Source organism: Pseudomonas vranovensis DSM 16006, assembly GCF_000425805.1.
Classification (GTDB): domain Bacteria; phylum Pseudomonadota; class Gammaproteobacteria; order Pseudomonadales; family Pseudomonadaceae; genus Aquipseudomonas; species Aquipseudomonas vranovensis.
On the sequence record NZ_KE384456.1, the window covers coordinates 302,704 to 317,205 of the forward strand.

16 protein-coding genes are annotated in these 14,502 nt (G+C 60.6%); 7 read left to right on the forward strand and 9 right to left on the reverse strand.

Features of this window, described 5'->3' with window-relative positions; all coding sequences use genetic code 11:
* Nucleotides 1–36 precede the first annotated feature (36 nt).
* Complete coding sequence (locus H621_RS0123870) at nucleotides 37–423, reverse strand: hypothetical protein (RefSeq protein WP_028945795.1); 387 nt, start codon at nucleotides 421–423, stop codon at nucleotides 37–39.
* 147 nt (nucleotides 424–570) lie between these two features.
* On the opposite strand from H621_RS0123870, the gene H621_RS0123875 reads away from it, so the two are divergent.
* On the forward strand, nucleotides 571–768 hold the full coding sequence (locus H621_RS0123875; protein WP_028945796.1) for a heavy-metal-associated domain-containing protein: 198 nt from the start codon (nucleotides 571–573) through the stop codon (nucleotides 766–768).
* Between the two features lie 111 nt (nucleotides 769–879).
* Nucleotides 880–2,061 (forward strand): multidrug effflux MFS transporter, encoded by a 1,182-nt coding sequence (locus tag H621_RS0123880; RefSeq protein ID WP_028945797.1) that lies wholly within the window; start codon nucleotides 880–882, stop codon nucleotides 2,059–2,061.
* Here the strand turns inward: H621_RS0123880 and H621_RS28800 are convergent.
* Both H621_RS28800 and H621_RS0123890 read right to left on the reverse strand, forming a co-directional pair.
* Complete coding sequence (locus H621_RS28800; RefSeq protein WP_167332139.1) at nucleotides 2,045–2,209, reverse strand: hypothetical protein; 165 nt, start codon at nucleotides 2,207–2,209, stop codon at nucleotides 2,045–2,047. The genes H621_RS0123880 and H621_RS28800 overlap by 17 nt on opposite strands.
* A gap of 125 nt (nucleotides 2,210–2,334) precedes the next feature.
* Complete coding sequence (locus tag H621_RS0123890) at nucleotides 2,335–3,348, reverse strand: zinc-binding alcohol dehydrogenase family protein (RefSeq protein ID WP_028945798.1); 1,014 nt, start codon at nucleotides 3,346–3,348, stop codon at nucleotides 2,335–2,337.
* Between the two features lie 113 nt (nucleotides 3,349–3,461).
* Here H621_RS0123890 and H621_RS0123895 point away from each other — a divergent pair, with 113 nt between their 5' ends.
* Both H621_RS0123895 and H621_RS0123905 read left to right on the forward strand, forming a co-directional pair.
* Nucleotides 3,462–4,376, forward strand: a complete 915-nt coding sequence (locus H621_RS0123895; RefSeq protein ID WP_028945799.1) for a LysR family transcriptional regulator — start codon at nucleotides 3,462–3,464, stop codon at nucleotides 4,374–4,376.
* 495 nt (nucleotides 4,377–4,871) lie between these two features.
* Entirely contained in the window at nucleotides 4,872–5,588 is a 717-nt protein-coding gene (locus H621_RS0123905; protein WP_028945800.1) for an ArsR/SmtB family transcription factor, read from the forward strand.
* Between the two features lie 72 nt (nucleotides 5,589–5,660).
* On the opposite strand, the gene H621_RS0123910 is transcribed toward H621_RS0123905, so the two are convergent.
* The gene (locus H621_RS0123910) at nucleotides 5,661–6,614 is read right to left on the reverse strand and encodes an adenosine deaminase (RefSeq protein WP_028945801.1); all 954 of its coding nucleotides are present in this window, start codon (nucleotides 6,612–6,614) and stop codon (nucleotides 5,661–5,663) included.
* Nucleotides 6,615–6,760: 146 nt separating this feature from the next.
* On the opposite strand from H621_RS0123910, the gene H621_RS0123915 reads away from it, so the two are divergent.
* Complete coding sequence (locus H621_RS0123915; protein WP_028945802.1) at nucleotides 6,761–7,840, forward strand: calcium:cation antiporter; 1,080 nt, start codon at nucleotides 6,761–6,763, stop codon at nucleotides 7,838–7,840.
* Nucleotides 7,841–7,845: 5 nt separating this feature from the next.
* Here the strand turns inward: H621_RS0123915 and H621_RS0123920 are convergent, their stop codons facing one another.
* From H621_RS0123920 to H621_RS0123935, 4 genes are all read right to left on the reverse strand, one after another.
* Nucleotides 7,846–8,532, reverse strand: a complete 687-nt coding sequence (locus tag H621_RS0123920) for an SDR family oxidoreductase (RefSeq protein WP_028945803.1) — start codon at nucleotides 8,530–8,532, stop codon at nucleotides 7,846–7,848.
* Between the two features lie 336 nt (nucleotides 8,533–8,868).
* The gene (locus tag H621_RS0123925) at nucleotides 8,869–9,453 is read right to left on the reverse strand and encodes an IMPACT family protein (RefSeq protein ID WP_028945804.1); all 585 of its coding nucleotides are present in this window, start codon (nucleotides 9,451–9,453) and stop codon (nucleotides 8,869–8,871) included.
* 10 nt (nucleotides 9,454–9,463) lie between these two features.
* Nucleotides 9,464–10,126, reverse strand: coding sequence for a TetR/AcrR family transcriptional regulator (locus H621_RS0123930; RefSeq protein ID WP_028945805.1), 663 nt, complete (start codon nucleotides 10,124–10,126; stop codon nucleotides 9,464–9,466).
* Between the two features lie 62 nt (nucleotides 10,127–10,188).
* Nucleotides 10,189–11,106 carry a LysR family transcriptional regulator gene (locus H621_RS0123935; RefSeq protein WP_028945806.1) on the reverse strand — a complete coding sequence of 306 codons (918 nt, stop codon included), beginning with the start codon at nucleotides 11,104–11,106 and terminating at the stop codon, nucleotides 10,189–10,191.
* A gap of 118 nt (nucleotides 11,107–11,224) precedes the next feature.
* Here H621_RS0123935 and aptA point away from each other — a divergent pair, with 118 nt between their 5' ends.
* A complete protein-coding gene (gene aptA, locus H621_RS0123940) occupies nucleotides 11,225–12,571 on the forward strand; it encodes an omega-aminotransferase AptA (protein WP_028945807.1) in 1,347 nt (448 codons plus the stop codon).
* Between the two features lie 71 nt (nucleotides 12,572–12,642).
* Complete coding sequence (locus tag H621_RS0123945) at nucleotides 12,643–14,136, forward strand: CoA-acylating methylmalonate-semialdehyde dehydrogenase (RefSeq protein ID WP_028945808.1); 1,494 nt, start codon at nucleotides 12,643–12,645, stop codon at nucleotides 14,134–14,136.
* Between the two features lie 84 nt (nucleotides 14,137–14,220).
* Here the strand turns inward: H621_RS0123945 and H621_RS28865 are convergent.
* On the reverse strand, nucleotides 14,221–14,502 hold a 282-nt coding region (locus H621_RS28865), incomplete at its 5' end, for a hypothetical protein (protein WP_209420967.1).

The following is a 14,502-nucleotide window of genomic DNA, read 5'->3' on the forward strand; positions in this document are numbered from 1 at the left end:
CAGGCCATTAGCATCAACCTTGCCATGCGGGTAAGGTCAATAGCCCAGGCCGGCCCTGATCAACGTGAGGCCATTCTGATCGACTGCAATGCGGTATTTATTGATCTGGCCAGCCGCAAGCTGCAAACGAGTGCTGCGCTGGTTCTCGATACCTGGCTGGCAGCCCGGCACTTGTCCGGGCAGGTAGCGCAGGCGCACATCGAGTTCGCCCGGCGGCAAGTTGAACGAGGTGGATTGCTCCTGGAACAGCCGGCCTGCCAGTTGATCATTGATGTACACGCCGATCTCGCACGAAGTCGCCACTTCAAGGCGCTCACGCGAGATGATCAGAATGCTGTAGTCGCTCGGCCCTGCGGCGTGGGCCTGGGGAAGCAGGCCGACAATACCCAACAAGCCAAAAAGGCCGAAAGCTGCCCTGCGCATGAAATGAAACTCCTGCATCGTCAATCATCAGGCTCGCAGCTTGGCCGACACGGTGAATGATTTCCAGCCCGGCAGCGTGGCGAAAGTCTTGACCTTGTCCCGATGGCAAGCTTGAAACTGCGCTCAAACCCACAGGAGGCAAGCACCATGCAAGTGTTCAACGTTCAAGGAATGACCTGCGGCCATTGCGTCAAGGCCGTTACCCGTGCGGTACAGGCTCAGGATCAAGACGCGATTGTGGAGGTCGACCTGGCCCAGAAGCAGGTGAAGGTACAGAGCTCGCTGCAAGCCCCGCAGATTCTTGAGCTGATTCGCGAAGAGGGCTATCAGGCCGAAGCGGCCTGACCCGGTGGCCCGCGCCATGAATGAAGTTTCGTGCGCGGGCCAACTCTTCGCAGCGCAACCCTCGCAGGGCGGTTAGACTAGCAGACTTGCTTAGCCTGCTATGGATTTCCGATGAACCTGCGAACCATCCTGATTCTGGGCGCCCTCAGTGCGTTCGGGCCCCTGGCAATCGACTTCTACCTGCCAGGTTTTCCGGCCATGGCGTTGGCCTTTGGTACCGATGAAAAACACATCCAGACCACCCTGGCCGCCTATTTCCTGGGCTTGTCCATCGGGCAACTGGCCTACGGTCCGGTAGCCGACCGTTTTGGCCGCAGGATTCCGCTGCTGGTGGGGGTTACCCTGTTTACCCTGGCTTCGGTGGCCTGTGCCTTTGCCCCCAATCTCGATGCGCTGATCGTGGCACGCTTCGTCCAGGCCCTGGGCGGCTGCGCCGGTATGGTGTTGTCGCGGGCGATTGTCAGTGACAAATGCGATGCGGTGGCCTCGGCCAAGGTGTTCTCGCAGTTGATGCTGGTGATGGGCCTGGCGCCGATCCTGGCGCCGATGCTCGGTGGGGTAATGGTCAACCTGTATGGCTGGCAGTCGATCTTCCTGGCGCTGACCGTGTTCAGTGCGCTGTGTACCCTGGCGGTCGCCATGGGCCTGCCGGAAAGCCTGCCGGCCAACCAGCCGCGCCAGCCACTGTCCGGCGCGCTGCGCCAGTACGGGCGCTTGCTCAAAGACCGGATTTTCGTCGGCCATGCGTTGACCGGCGGCATTGCCATTGCCGGCATGTTTGCCTATATCGCCGGCTCGCCGTTTGTCTTCATCAAGCTGTACGGCGTGCCCGCCGAACATTACGGTTGGCTGTTCGGCAGCAACGCGGCGGGGTTCATCCTGGTGGCGCAGGTCAATGCGCGGTTGCTGGCCAAGCGCGGGCCGGCGTTCCTTCTGGCACGTACGGTTTGGGTCTATCTGGGGGCGGGGCTGGCGCTACTGGCGGTGACGGCACTGCATCCGGCGGTGCTCTGGCCGTTGTTGATTCCGCTGTTCATTTGTGTGGCGAGCCTGGGCTGCATCATCCCCAATGCCTCGGCCTGCGCCATGAGTGGTCAGGGCGCCCGCGCAGGCAGCGCCTCGGCACTGCTGGGCTGTATACAATTCAGTATTGCCGCCGGTGCGGCGGCTCTGGTGGGGGTGCTGCACGATGGCAGCGCCGTGCCGATGGCCCTGGTCATCAGCCTGTGTGGCCTGGGAGCGGCGGCGGTGGCCATGGGCACGCGTCGCTTGCAGCTCAGCCGGCCCGTTTGAGTGGGTGCGGCGCCTGCAGACGGGTTTGCAAGGTGTTGACGAAGGCGCGGGCTTCGGCCTCGCTACGGAAACTCACCACATGTTGGTCCAGTCGAACCTGCCACGGGCAGCCTGGTTTCTGGCCTGATGCACTGACTTGAATGATCATCGCTGCATACCTGCGATTGGCGTTGGCTGAAGAATTGTAGCGCTGCCTGCCAGCAGGGAAATGACCTGCGTCAGTTGTCGGACTGACGGTCACGCCCACCCCGAAATTGGAGTGGGCGTTTTATTTCAGAACCCTTCAAGGACAATCTTGCCCTTGGCTGCACCGCTTTCCAGCAGGGCGTGAGCACGGCGCAGGTTGGTCGCGTTGATGGTGCCGAAGTGCTCACCCAGGGTGGTCTTGAGGGTCCCGGCGTCGATCAGTTCGGCGACTCGATTGAGCAGCTTGTGCTGCTCGATCATGTCGGCGGTTTCAAACAGCGAGCGGGTGTACATGAACTCCCAGTGCAGTGACAGGCTCTTGCGTTTGAGCAGGCCGACGTCCAGCTGTTTGGGGTCGTCGATGAGGGCCAACTTGCCCTGCGGGGCTAGCGCCTCGACCAGTTGCGCGAGGTGCTGGTCGGTCTGGGTCAGGCTGGCCACATGGGTGACCTGATCGATGCCTTGCGCCCTGAGCGCCTGGGCCAGCGGTTGGCTGTGGTCGACCACATGGTCGGCGCCCAACTGGCGCACCCACGCCTGGGTCTGCTCGCGTGAGGCGGTACCAATCACCATCAGGCCTGTCAGTTGGCTGGCCAACTGAGTGAGGATAGAACCCACACCGCCGGCGGCGCCGACGATCAACAGGCGTTGGCCCAGGTTGTCTTGGCCTTGCACAACCTGCAGCCGTTCGAACAGCAACTCCCAGGCCGTGATAGCCGTCAGTGGCAGGGCAGCGGCCTCGGCAAAGCTCAGGGACTTGGGCATGTGGCCGACGATGCGCTCATCGACGACGTGCAGTTCGCTGTTGCCCCCGGCACGGGCGATCGAGCCGGCGTAGTACACCTTGTCGCCTGGCTGGAACAGGCTGACGTCACTGCCCACTGCCTTGACGATACCGGCGACATCCCAGCCCAGCACCTTGGCTGCGCCCGCCTCCGGCTGGGAGTTCTGGCGCACCTTGGTATCCACCGGGTTTACCGAAATGGCACGGACCTCTACCAGCAGGTCCCGCGCACCCGGCTCGGGGGCAGGCAGCTCGATGTCTTGCAGGGAGGCCGGGTCGGTGATGGGCAGGGAGTGATAGTAGGCAATAGCTTTCATGACGGTCGTCCTCAGGGAGAATGGATGGACGCCATGATTGGTGCTTTCACTCTTGGTTAAAAGCCGATAAAACCACAGATACTTTCAATATTTTTTTGTTAATGGGGGCCGCGGTGCGACTTGATGACGTGCTGTTGTTTGTCCGTGCAGCGGAGCTGGGCAGTTTGTCGGCGGCGGCACGTTTGCTCGACCTGTCTCCGGCAGTGGCCAGTGCAGCGCTCAAGCGCCTGGAGGCGCAATTGGGCGCCCGGTTATTGGCGCGGTCCACCCGCAACCTGCGCCTGACGGCCGATGGCGAAGGCTTTCTTGGGCACGCCCGTGCCGCCCTGGCAAGCCTGGAGGAGGGGCAGCGCCTGCTTGCCCAGGGCCAGGACCAAGTGAGCGGGGTGCTGCAGTTGTCTGCACCGTCGGATTTCGGTCGCAATGTATTGCTGCCCTGGCTCGACGAGTTGCAGCGTGAGCACCCGCAACTGTCGGTCCGCCTGCTGTTGGGGGATCGCAATGCCGACCTGTTTCGCCAGGCCGCCGATGTTGCCGTGCGCTATGGCGCACCGGAAGACTCCAGCCTGGTGGCGCTGCCGATATGTTCCGACAATCGCCGGGTTCTTTGCGCTTCGCCCGCCTACCTGGCGCGTCATGGCGAGCCAAGGGAAGTGGCGCACCTGGCGCAGCACAATTGCCTGCTGTACCAACTGGGTTCTCGGGTGCATGACCACTGGTGTTTTGGTCAGGGCTCAAGCGAAGTAGGCCTGACCGTTCGCGGCGATCGCTTCTGCGACGATGCAGACGTGGTTCGCCGCTGGGCCCTGGCCGGCCAGGGCATCGCCTACAAGTCATGGCTGGATGTGGCGATGGATATCCAGGAGGGACGGTTGAAACTGTTGCTGGGGCATTTGCCGGGTGAGCCCGCGCCCTTCAACCTGATGTGTACGCATCGCGCTCAGTTGGGTAAGCCGGTCCAGCTGCTGCGCAACATGCTTCGGGTGCGTTGCCAGGCCCTGCTTGAACAACGTGCGCGGGCAGTGTGATTGAGGGTGCGGAACTTGCTATTTAGTGTGTGGCTTGTAGTTAAGTTCGTTGTAGGTTTTATCGCTTATTTTTTGATACCAATTATTGGGTGCGCGAAGAATAGATATAGCCGGCGCGGCTCGAGACAGTTTTTTCAGATTAAACATTTTGTGGCCTCGAAGATCAGGGTGTCCGAGGTTTGCAATAACAGGCTTTGTTTGACGTCCCCGGCGTCGGCGGGCTCGATAATCGCACACGTAAAGCGGCTTATAATCGCTGCAGCAGTCATTTCCAGCGAGAGACACTTCCATGCCAAAGGTCGGTAAGTAACGCTACTCACTCGAATACTGTCTGAGCTGCAATACGGGCTGCTTGTTTGGCCAACCGTTCGATTGCTGCACGCGCAGCCGGCGTCTGTAACTTCAACTTCCTGCTGGCATTGGGCACCTCGCAGTAAGTGCTGCTGGCATGGTTATTCAATCGACATCTGTCGTGATCTCTCAGGGAGTTGAGATATGAAACCTGTAACAAGCATCAGCCAGATCGCCAGCCTGCTCGCCGACCCCAAACGCAGCGCAATGCTCTGGGCCTTGATCGACGGCATGGCGCGGCCGTCCGACGAGCTGGCGAACCTGGCCGGACTGACCCCCTCTTCGGCGTGCGCTCACCTGGCCCGACTGTCAGCCAGCGGTCTACTAAAGCTCGAACCTCGGGGGCGAAAGCGTTACTTCAGGCTGGCCGGTCCGGAAGTCGGCGCTGCTGTGGAGGCCCTGGCCAGTGTTCAGGTGACTTCACGGGAGGCCAGCCTGGAGCAGGGCGTGACCGGCATACCGCTGTCCATGCGCAGGGCACGATTGTGCGGCGATCATCTTGGGGGAGAGCTGGCCGCGGACCTTTACCTGCGGTTGTTCGAGGCCGGGTGGCTGGAGGGGCTGGAACAGCAGATCGAGGTGACACTGGAGGGGCGGGCCCAGTTTGCCCGCTACGGCATCTACATCGAGGCGCTGGCCCAGCATCAACGCCGAAGCTTCAGCAGTTGCCGTTGTTGCAGCGAGTGGAACGATCACCGTCCGCACCTGGGCGGTGCGCTGGGCAGCAGCTTGTTGAAGCTGTTCATGCAATCGAGCTGGATTCGCGAGAGCGAAACTTCGCGCATGCTGCACATTACTGCGATCGGCTTGCACCAGATCAACCGGATCGCCGAACCGAGGGCGCTCAAAACCGCCGGCTGAAACCCGCAGGAGCGGGCTTGCCCCGCGATGCGACTATTGCATCGCGGGGCAGGCCCGCTCCTGAATTGGGGTCTACGGTTTGACCAAGCGCGCATCCAGGCTGTTCTGGGCCAGGCGTCGGGCCTGGTCCTGGGTCATGCCCAGATGGGTATGCAAGGCATGGAAGTTCTCGGTGACGTAGCCACCGAAGTAAGCCGGGTCATCGGAGTTCACCGTCACCTTCACGCCGCGCTCGAGCATGTCGAGGATGTTGTGCTGGCTCATGTGGTCGAACACGCACAGCTTGGTGTTGGACAACGGGCACACGGTCAATGGAATTTGCTCGTCGATGATGCGCTGCATCAGACGCTCATCTTCGATGGCGCGGACGCCATGATCGATGCGCTGAATCTTGAGCAGGTCGATGGCTTCCCAGATGTACTCGGGCGGGCCTTCTTCACCGGCGTGGGCAACGGTCAGGAAGCCTTCGCTGCGGGCGCGGTCGAACACGCGCTGGAACTTGCTCGGCGGGTGTCCCATCTCCGAGCTGTCCAGGCCGACGGCGATGAAGGCGTCGCGAAACGGCAGGGCCTGGTCGAGGGTCTGGTGTGCTTCATCTTCGCTCAGGTGGCGCAGGAAGCTCAGGATCAGGCCGCTGCTGATGCCCAGTTGCTGCTGGCCGTCCTTGAGGGCGCGGCTGATGCCGTTGAGCACGACTTCGAAGGGGATGCCACGGTCGGTGTGGGTCTGCGGGTCGAAGAACGGCTCGGTATGTATCACGTTCTGCGCCTTGCAGCGCTGCAGGTAGGCCCATGTCAGGTCATAGAAGTCCTGCTCGGTGCGCAACACGTCGGCACCCTGATAATACAGGTCGAGAAACTCCTGCAGATTGTTGAACGCATACGCCGCGCGCAGGGCTTCGACGTCGTTCCAGGGCAGGGCGATCTTGTTGCGTTCAGCCAGGGCGAACAGCAGTTCGGGCTCCAGCGATCCTTCCAGGTGCAGGTGCAATTCTGCCTTGGGCAGCGCGTTCAGCCAGTCGTACATAAAGTCTGTTTCTCATCAGGTGCGGATGGCGCCATTCTACAGGGTTGCCGGGAACTGGCGCACAAAGCAGACCAGCCGGACCGGCGCCGAAACCTTCTACAGTGACTACAGTCTCCTAGCCTCTAGCCAATGGATGCAACCTGCCGATGCTTGCCCTGATCAACCAGGAAAAACCCCTGTTGCTCGCATTGCTGCTGGCGATTGTGGCCTGGCCGCTGCAGGCGCAACTGCTGGGCCATGGCCATGCGGTGGCGCTGTTGTCGGGCATGGTGCTGGTGGCGGCGATCATCTGTGCGTCGATGCGGGTGGCCCAGCATGCCGAGCAACTGGCGGAAAAGGTTGGCGACCCCTACGGCACCATGATCCTGACCCTGTCGGCGGTGATGGTCGAGGTGCTGGTGCTGGCCATCATGATGAGCAACCAGCCGTCGCCCACGCTGGTGCGTGACACCATCTATTCGGCGGTCATGCTCGATATCAACGGTATTCTCGGGCTGGCTGCCTTGATGGGCGGCCTCAAGCACGGCGAGCAGCCGTACAACGATGACTCGGCGCGCACCTACAGCGTGATGATCATGACGGCCATGGGCGTGTCGATGGTGGTGCCGGAGTTCATCCCGCGCGCCGACTGGAAGCTATATTCGGCCTTCACCATTGCTGCGATGTTGCTGCTGTATGCCTTGTTCCTGCGTATGCAGGTTGGCCCCCACAGCTATTTTTTCAGTTACAGCTATCCGCAGAAAAAACGCCGCAATCCCTTGTTGGTGCCGGTGAGCAAGTTCCGCTCGATCTTCATTCTGGTGGCCGGGGTGGTGATTATCGGGGTACTGGCCGAAACCATGTCGCATCCACTGGGGTACGGACTGGAGGGCAGTGGCGCGCCACCGGTATTGATGGCGATTGTGGTGGCGGCGATTTCTGCCGCACCGGAGATTCTCACTGCGTTGCGTGCGGCGCTGGCAAACCGCATGCAGTCGGTGGTCAATATCGCCCTGGGAGCGTCGCTGTCGACGGTGATATTGACCGTCCCGCTGATGGAGGCAATGGCGTTGTACACCGGCCAGCCCTTTCAGATGGCCATGACGCCGGTGCAAACGGTGATGATCTTCATCACCCTGATCGTCAGCGCCATCAACCTCAACGATGGCGAAACCAATGCCATCGAGGGGATGACGCATTTTGTCCTGTTCGCCACTTTCATCATGCTGGCGGTGCTGGGCCTGTGAGGGCTTTACCAGATCAGCGTTTCGCCCTTGTAGTTGATGAACGCCAGGCCACCTTTCCCGGCTTGGGCCTTGACCTGTTCGAGCATGCCGCGGGTGCTGGTGGCCACATCAATGTCGGCGCCGTCGCCGCCCATGTCGGTTTTCACCCAGCCCGGGTGCATGGCCAGTACCGTGAGATCAGTTTCGCCAAGTTGCACGACAAAACTGTTGATCATTGAGTTGAGCGCCGCCTTGCTGGCTTTGTACAGGGCCATTTCCGGGGCATCGGGGATAGTGATGCTGCCCAGTACCGAACTCATGAAGGCGATCACGCCGCCCACCGGATTCACCTGCGAAGCAAAGCGCTGGGCAACACGAATCGGCGCCACGCTGTTGGTCATGAACAGGTCGCCGACATCGGCCAACTGTGCATTTTCAGGGTTTTGATCATTCGGGCCCTTGACCCCGGCGTTGACGAACAGCAGGTCGAAGGTCTGGCCGGCGAGTTGCTGTTGCAGAGTGTCGAGTTGTTCGGTGCTGTTCATTTCCAGTGTCTTGACCTCGACCCCTGGCACTGCCGCCAGTGCGGGTGCTTTTGCCGGATCGCGGACCGTGGCCACGACATCCCACCCGTCGTCGCGCAGGCGTTGCACCAGTCCAAGCCCGAGGCCGCGTGAGGCGCCGATGATCAGGGCGGTTTTGTTCGAGGGCATGGGGGAACTCCTTTCAGTGGGTGACTCATTGATCAAAGAATAACCAGTCTAGCCAAGCCGTGGCCGAATGGGGCGCTGGCACAGGGGTGCACGGCTTATCCACAACTTGCTCCACAGTTATTGTGAGCAAGCGTTGGGTGTGGATATAAACACTGGAGGGTTACTTTTCGCGGGCTATGAATGGGGATAACTGACTGATTTTCGGGCAGTTCGAGCGCTGTCATCAAATCTTGATCAAAATATGATCGTTTGCCTGGAACCCACGGATTCAAAGGCGTGCAGGCGAATGCCCAGAGCTTATCCACAGCCGGGCCCACAGTGAATGTGGGCAATTGATCAGCGCCGCTCCAGCAGGATCCGCCCACGGCTCAGATCGGCCAACTGCCGTTGCAGCGGCTCGATCTGTTCTTCACCCAGGGCCAGGCGTAAATCGACGCCATTGGCGGTGAAGTCTTCCGCCAACACCAGGCCATCGGCTTCGGCTACCCGAAGCTTGAGCAGGGCCAGTTCACTGAAGCTGCAACTGCAACTGATCTCGGTGCGGCTGACCAGCAGGCGTTTTTCCGCCTGCTGCAGGCATTTGTTGGCGCCGCCGCCATAGGCGCGGGCAAGCCCACCGGTACCCAATTGAGTTCCGCCATACCAGCGAATCACCAACACCACGACCTGATCGCAATCCTGGGCCTCGATGGCCGCCAGAATGGGTCGCCCGGCGGTACCGCCAGGCTCGCCGTCGTCACTGCTGCGGTACTGCGCGCCGATCTTCCAGGCCCAGCAGTTGTGGGTGGCAGCCAGGTCGCTGTGCCGGTCGATGAAGTCCATGGCCTCGGCGGGGCTGTTGATTGGCGCCGCCAGGGTGATGAAGCGGCTCTTGCGAATCTCTTCGCGAAACTCGCAGGTGTCGAGCAGGGTAAAAGGCATAAACGCAGGTTCAGTCGGGAAGTTTCAGGCCACAGCCTTTGAGAATGATGTGGATAAGATTGTTGCTGGCATCTTCCATGTCTTGCTTGGTCAGGCGGCTACGGCCGGTGACCTGGCAGATCTGGGTGGCGAAGTCGGCGTAGTGCTGAGTGCTGCCCCAGAGCAGGAAAATCAGGTGCACCGGCTCGACCGGGTCCATCTTGCCGGCGTCGATCCAGGCCTGGAATACGGCGGCGCGGCCCTTGAACCAGTCGCGGTAGTCCTGGCTGAAGTAATCGCTCAGGCACTGGCCACCGCTGATGACCTCCATGGCGAAGATCCGCGAGGCCTGGGGGTTGCGCCGGGAGAACTCCATCTTGGTGCGGATGTAGCTGCTCAAGGCCAGGGCTGGGTCGTCCTCGACGCTCAAGGCGTTGAAGGTGCTGTCCCACAACTCGATGATGTTGCTCAGTACCGCTACGTACAAGCCAAGCTTGTTGGTGAAGTAGTAGTGCAGGTTGGCTTTGGGCAGCCCGGCCTTGAGGGCGATGGTGTTCATGCTGGTGCCCTTGAAACCGTGCCGGGCGAACTCGTCTTCGGCGGCCTGGATGATGGCTTGTTCGTTCTTCTGACGAATGCGGCCGGCGGGCTTGCCCGGGGCGTTGAGGCGATGCGCAGGGACTTCAAGGGACATGGACGGTTCCAGACAAGGCAATGGGTATCACTTGTGACTGGCTAACCTACCAGCATTAGTGCTCAGCGAGTAGCCGCCAGGGCTTCGAGAAAACTCTCCAGCACCAGATGCGGGCGGCGACCCTTGCGCGTAACCCAGCACAGACTCAGGTCGTAGAAACGCTGCGCGGGCTTTAGCGCGCGCAACCGGCCCTGTTGTACCCAGAAACTGGCGTAGTGGTCGGGCAGGTAGCCGATGTAGCGACCGGTCAGGATCAAAAAGGCCATGCCCTCGCGGTCCGAGGCACTCGCGGTACAGTTCAAGGCCTGGTAGTGGGCCTGGACATCGGCCGGCAAGCGGAAGGTCGGGGCGATGGCGTCCTGGGTATTGAGGCGTACATCGTCGAGTTGGCGATCGTCGGCATAGAACAAGGGGTGGCCGACAGCGCAATAAAGCAGCGAGCGTTCGCTGTACAACGGTTGGTACTCCAGCCCCGACAGTGGGCTGGTCTGCGGTACCACGCCAACGTGCAGGCTGCCGTCGAGCACGCCTTGTTCGACCTGGCTGGGGGCGATCATGCGGATCTGGATGCGCACATCCGGGCCACGGTCCTTGAGCTGGGCCAGGGCGTGGGTGATGCGCATGTGCGGGAGGGTCACCAGGTTGTCGGTCAGACCGATGTTCAGCTCGCCCCGCAGATGCTGGTGCAGGCCGTTGACCTCGGTGCGAAAACTCTCGATGGCACTGAGCAGTTGCAAGGCCGAGTGATACACCTCGCGGCCTTCCTCGGTGAGCGAGAACCCGGCGCGCCCCCGTTGGCACAGGCGCAAGCCCAGGCGTTGCTCCAGGTCGCTCATTTGCTGGCTGATGGCTGAACGGCCAATACCCAGGACGTTTTCCGCCGCCGAGAAGCCGCCACACTCCACCACGCTGCGGTAAATCTTCAAAAGGCGGATGTCAAAATCGCTGACTTGGGCCAGGGGATCGGGACGACGGCTCATAGTTTAGTGATCGCCTATCTGAAGATTAGAAAAGTTGAGTTTTCCAGACTTTATCGCCGTGACAACTTAAGCACAACAACAACGGTTGCTGCTCAATTGCCACGCGAGGACTTGTCCGATGAATCTGCCTGAAAACGCTCCTGTCGGTCTGGCCAGCCAGCTCAAGCTGGACGCCCACTGGATGCCCTACACCGCCAACCGCAATTTTCAGCGCGATCCACGGCTGATCGTCGCCGCCGAAGGCAGCTACCTGACCGATGACAAAGGTCGCAAGATTTATGACGCACTGTCTGGCCTGTGGACCTGCGGCGCGGGCCACACCCGCAAGCAGATCCAGGAAGCGGTGTCGCGTCAGCTCGGCGTGCTCGATTACTCGCCAGCCTTCCAGTTCGGTCACCCGCTGTCGTTCCAGCTGGCCGAGAAGATCACCGACATGACGCCGGGCAACCTCAATCACGTCTTCTATACCAACTCCGGTTCCGAGTGTGCCGACACCGCGGTGAAGATGGTTCGTGCCTACTGGCGCCTGAAAGGCCAGGCCACCAAGACCAAGCTGATCGGTCGTGCCCGTGGCTATCACGGTGTGAACATCGCCGGTACCAGCCTGGGCGGCGTCAACGGCAACCGCAAAATGTTCGGCCAACTGCTCGACGTCGACCATATCCCGCACACCCTGCTGGCCAGCAATGCGTTCACCAAGGGCATGCCGGAGGAGGGGGGTATTGCCCTGGCCGATGAAATGCTCAAGTTAATCGAACTGCACGATGCCTCGAACATCGCCGCATTGATCGTTGAACCGCTGGCAGGCTCGGCAGGTGTGCTGCCACCGCCGAAGGGTTATCTGAAGCGTCTGCGCGAAATTTGCGACCAGCACAACATCCTGCTGATTTTCGATGAAGTGATCACCGGCTTCGGCCGCATGGGCTCGATGTTCGGTGCCGACGCGTTCGGTGTGACCCCTGACCTGATGTGCATCGCCAAGCAGGTTACCAACGGTGCCATCCCGATGGGGGCCGTGATTGCCAGCAGCGAGATCTACCAGACCTTCATGAACCAGCCGACGCCTGAGTACGCCGTGGAATTCCCGCACGGCTACACCTACTCGGCTCACCCGGTTGCCTGTGCTGCGGGTATCGCCGCGCTGGATCTGCTGGAGAAGGAAAACCTGGTGCAGGCCGCCGCGGAACTGTCGCCGCACTTCGAGAAAGTGCTGCACGGAGTCAAGGGCGCGAAGAACATCATCGACATTCGCAACTACGGCCTGGCCGGTGCGATCCAGATTGCTGCCCGTGACGGCGACGCCATCGTGCGTCCGTACGAGATCGCCATGAAGCTGTGGCAAAAGGGCTTCTACGTGCGCTTTGGTGGCGACACCCTGCAGTTTGGCCCGACCTTCAACAGCCAGCCGCAGGAACTTGACCGCCTGTTCGACGCTGTCGGCGAAGCCATCAACCAGGTCGTTTGATTCCTACCTATATATAAGCAGCGGACGCGAGGGCTCTTGCGTCCGTGTACAACCTCTTACTGGAGTTCTGCATGAGCACTGTTCAACACCTGATCAACGGCGAGTTGATCGCTGCCGACGCACGCACTGCCGATGTCTTCAACCCGTCGACCGGGCAGGCCATCCACAAGGTCGCACTGGCCAGCAAGCAAACCGTGCAACAGGCCATCGACTCGGCCAAGGCTGCATTCCCGGCCTGGCGCAATACACCACCGGCCAAGCGCGCCCAGGTGATGTTCCGCTTCAAGCAACTGCTGGAGCAGAACGAAGCACGTATCTCCCAGCTGATCAGCGAAGAGCATGGCAAGACCGTCGAAGATGCTGCCGGTGAGCTCAAGCGCGGTATCGAGAACGTCGAATTCGCCTGTGCTGCGCCAGAAGTGCTCAAGGGCGAGTACAGCCGCAATGTCGGCCCGAATATTGATGCCTGGTCCGACTTCCAGCCGCTGGGCGTGGTTGCCGGTATCACCCCGTTCAACTTCCCGGCCATGGTGCCGTTGTGGATGTACCCACTGGCCATCGCTTGCGGTAACTGCTTCATTCTCAAACCGTCGGAGCGTGACCCGAGCTCCACCTTGCTGATTGCCCAGCTGTTGCACGAGGCCGGCCTGCCCAAGGGCGTGCTGAACGTGGTTCACGGTGACAAGGAAGCCGTGGACGCGCTGATTGAGGCGCCAGAGGTGAAAGCGTTGAGCTTCGTGGGTTCGACTCCGATTGCCGAATACATCTATGCCGAAGGCACCAAGCGCGGCAAGCGCGTTCAGGCCCTGGGCGGCGCGAAGAACCATGCGGTATTGATGCCTGACGCTGACCTGGACAACGCAGTAAGCGCACTGATGGGCGCGGCCTATGGTTCGTGCGGCGAGCGTTGCATGGCCATCTCGGTTGCCGTGTGTGTGGGCGACCAGGTTGCCGACGCGATGATTGCCAAGATCGAACCTCAGATCAAGGCGCTGAAAATTGGTGCCGGTACTTCCTGCGGCCTGGACATGGGTCCTCTGGTTACCGCAGCTGCGCGTGACAAAGTGGTCGGCTACATCGACGACGGCGTTGCCGCAGGTGCGAAACTGGTGGTGGACGGCCGTGGCTACCGTGTCGCCGGTAACGAGGATGGCTACTTTGTCGGTGGCACCCTGTTCGATCGCGTGACCCCGGAAATGCGCATCTATAAAGAAGAGATCTTCGGGCCGGTACTGTGTGTTGTTCGGGTCAACAGCCTGGAAGAGGCCATGCAGCTGATCAACGATCACGAATACGGCAACGGCACCTGCATCTTCACTCGTGATGGTGAAGCCGCGCGTCTGTTCTGTGATGAGATCGAAGTGGGCATGGTTGGTGTCAACGTACCGCTGCCGGTACCTGTTGCCTACCACAGCTTTGGTGGCTGGAAGCGTTCTTTGTTCGGCGACCTGCATGCCTATGGTCCGGATGGTGTGCGCTTCTACACCCGTCGCAAGGCAATCACCCAGCGCTGGCCGCAACGCGCCAGCCATGAAGCCTCGCAGTTCGCCTTCCCGAGTCTGTAAGGGCGGTAGCGGCAAGCTATAAGCTGCAAGAAGCAGGGGGCGCGTAGCGCCCCCTGCTTTTTCTTGCCGTTTGAAGCTTGCTGCTTATAGCCAAATTGCTTCTTCTGAAACAAAGTTGAAATAAGTCCTTGACGCCCCTGTGGATCTGTCTATAATTCGCCCCACTTCCGGCGTAGTCGGAACCGAAAACTCCTTGAGTTTCAAAGAGTTAGCGGTTTCAGGTGGTGCTGGAAGTGCTTCGGTCGAAAGATCGGCAGCGGTGAAAAAGGTGGTTGACAGCGAATTGAAACGCTGTAGAATTCGCCTCCCGCTGACGAGAGATCGCAGCGAGTTAAGCGGTTGAAGTTGAAAGAGAAATTCTGAAAA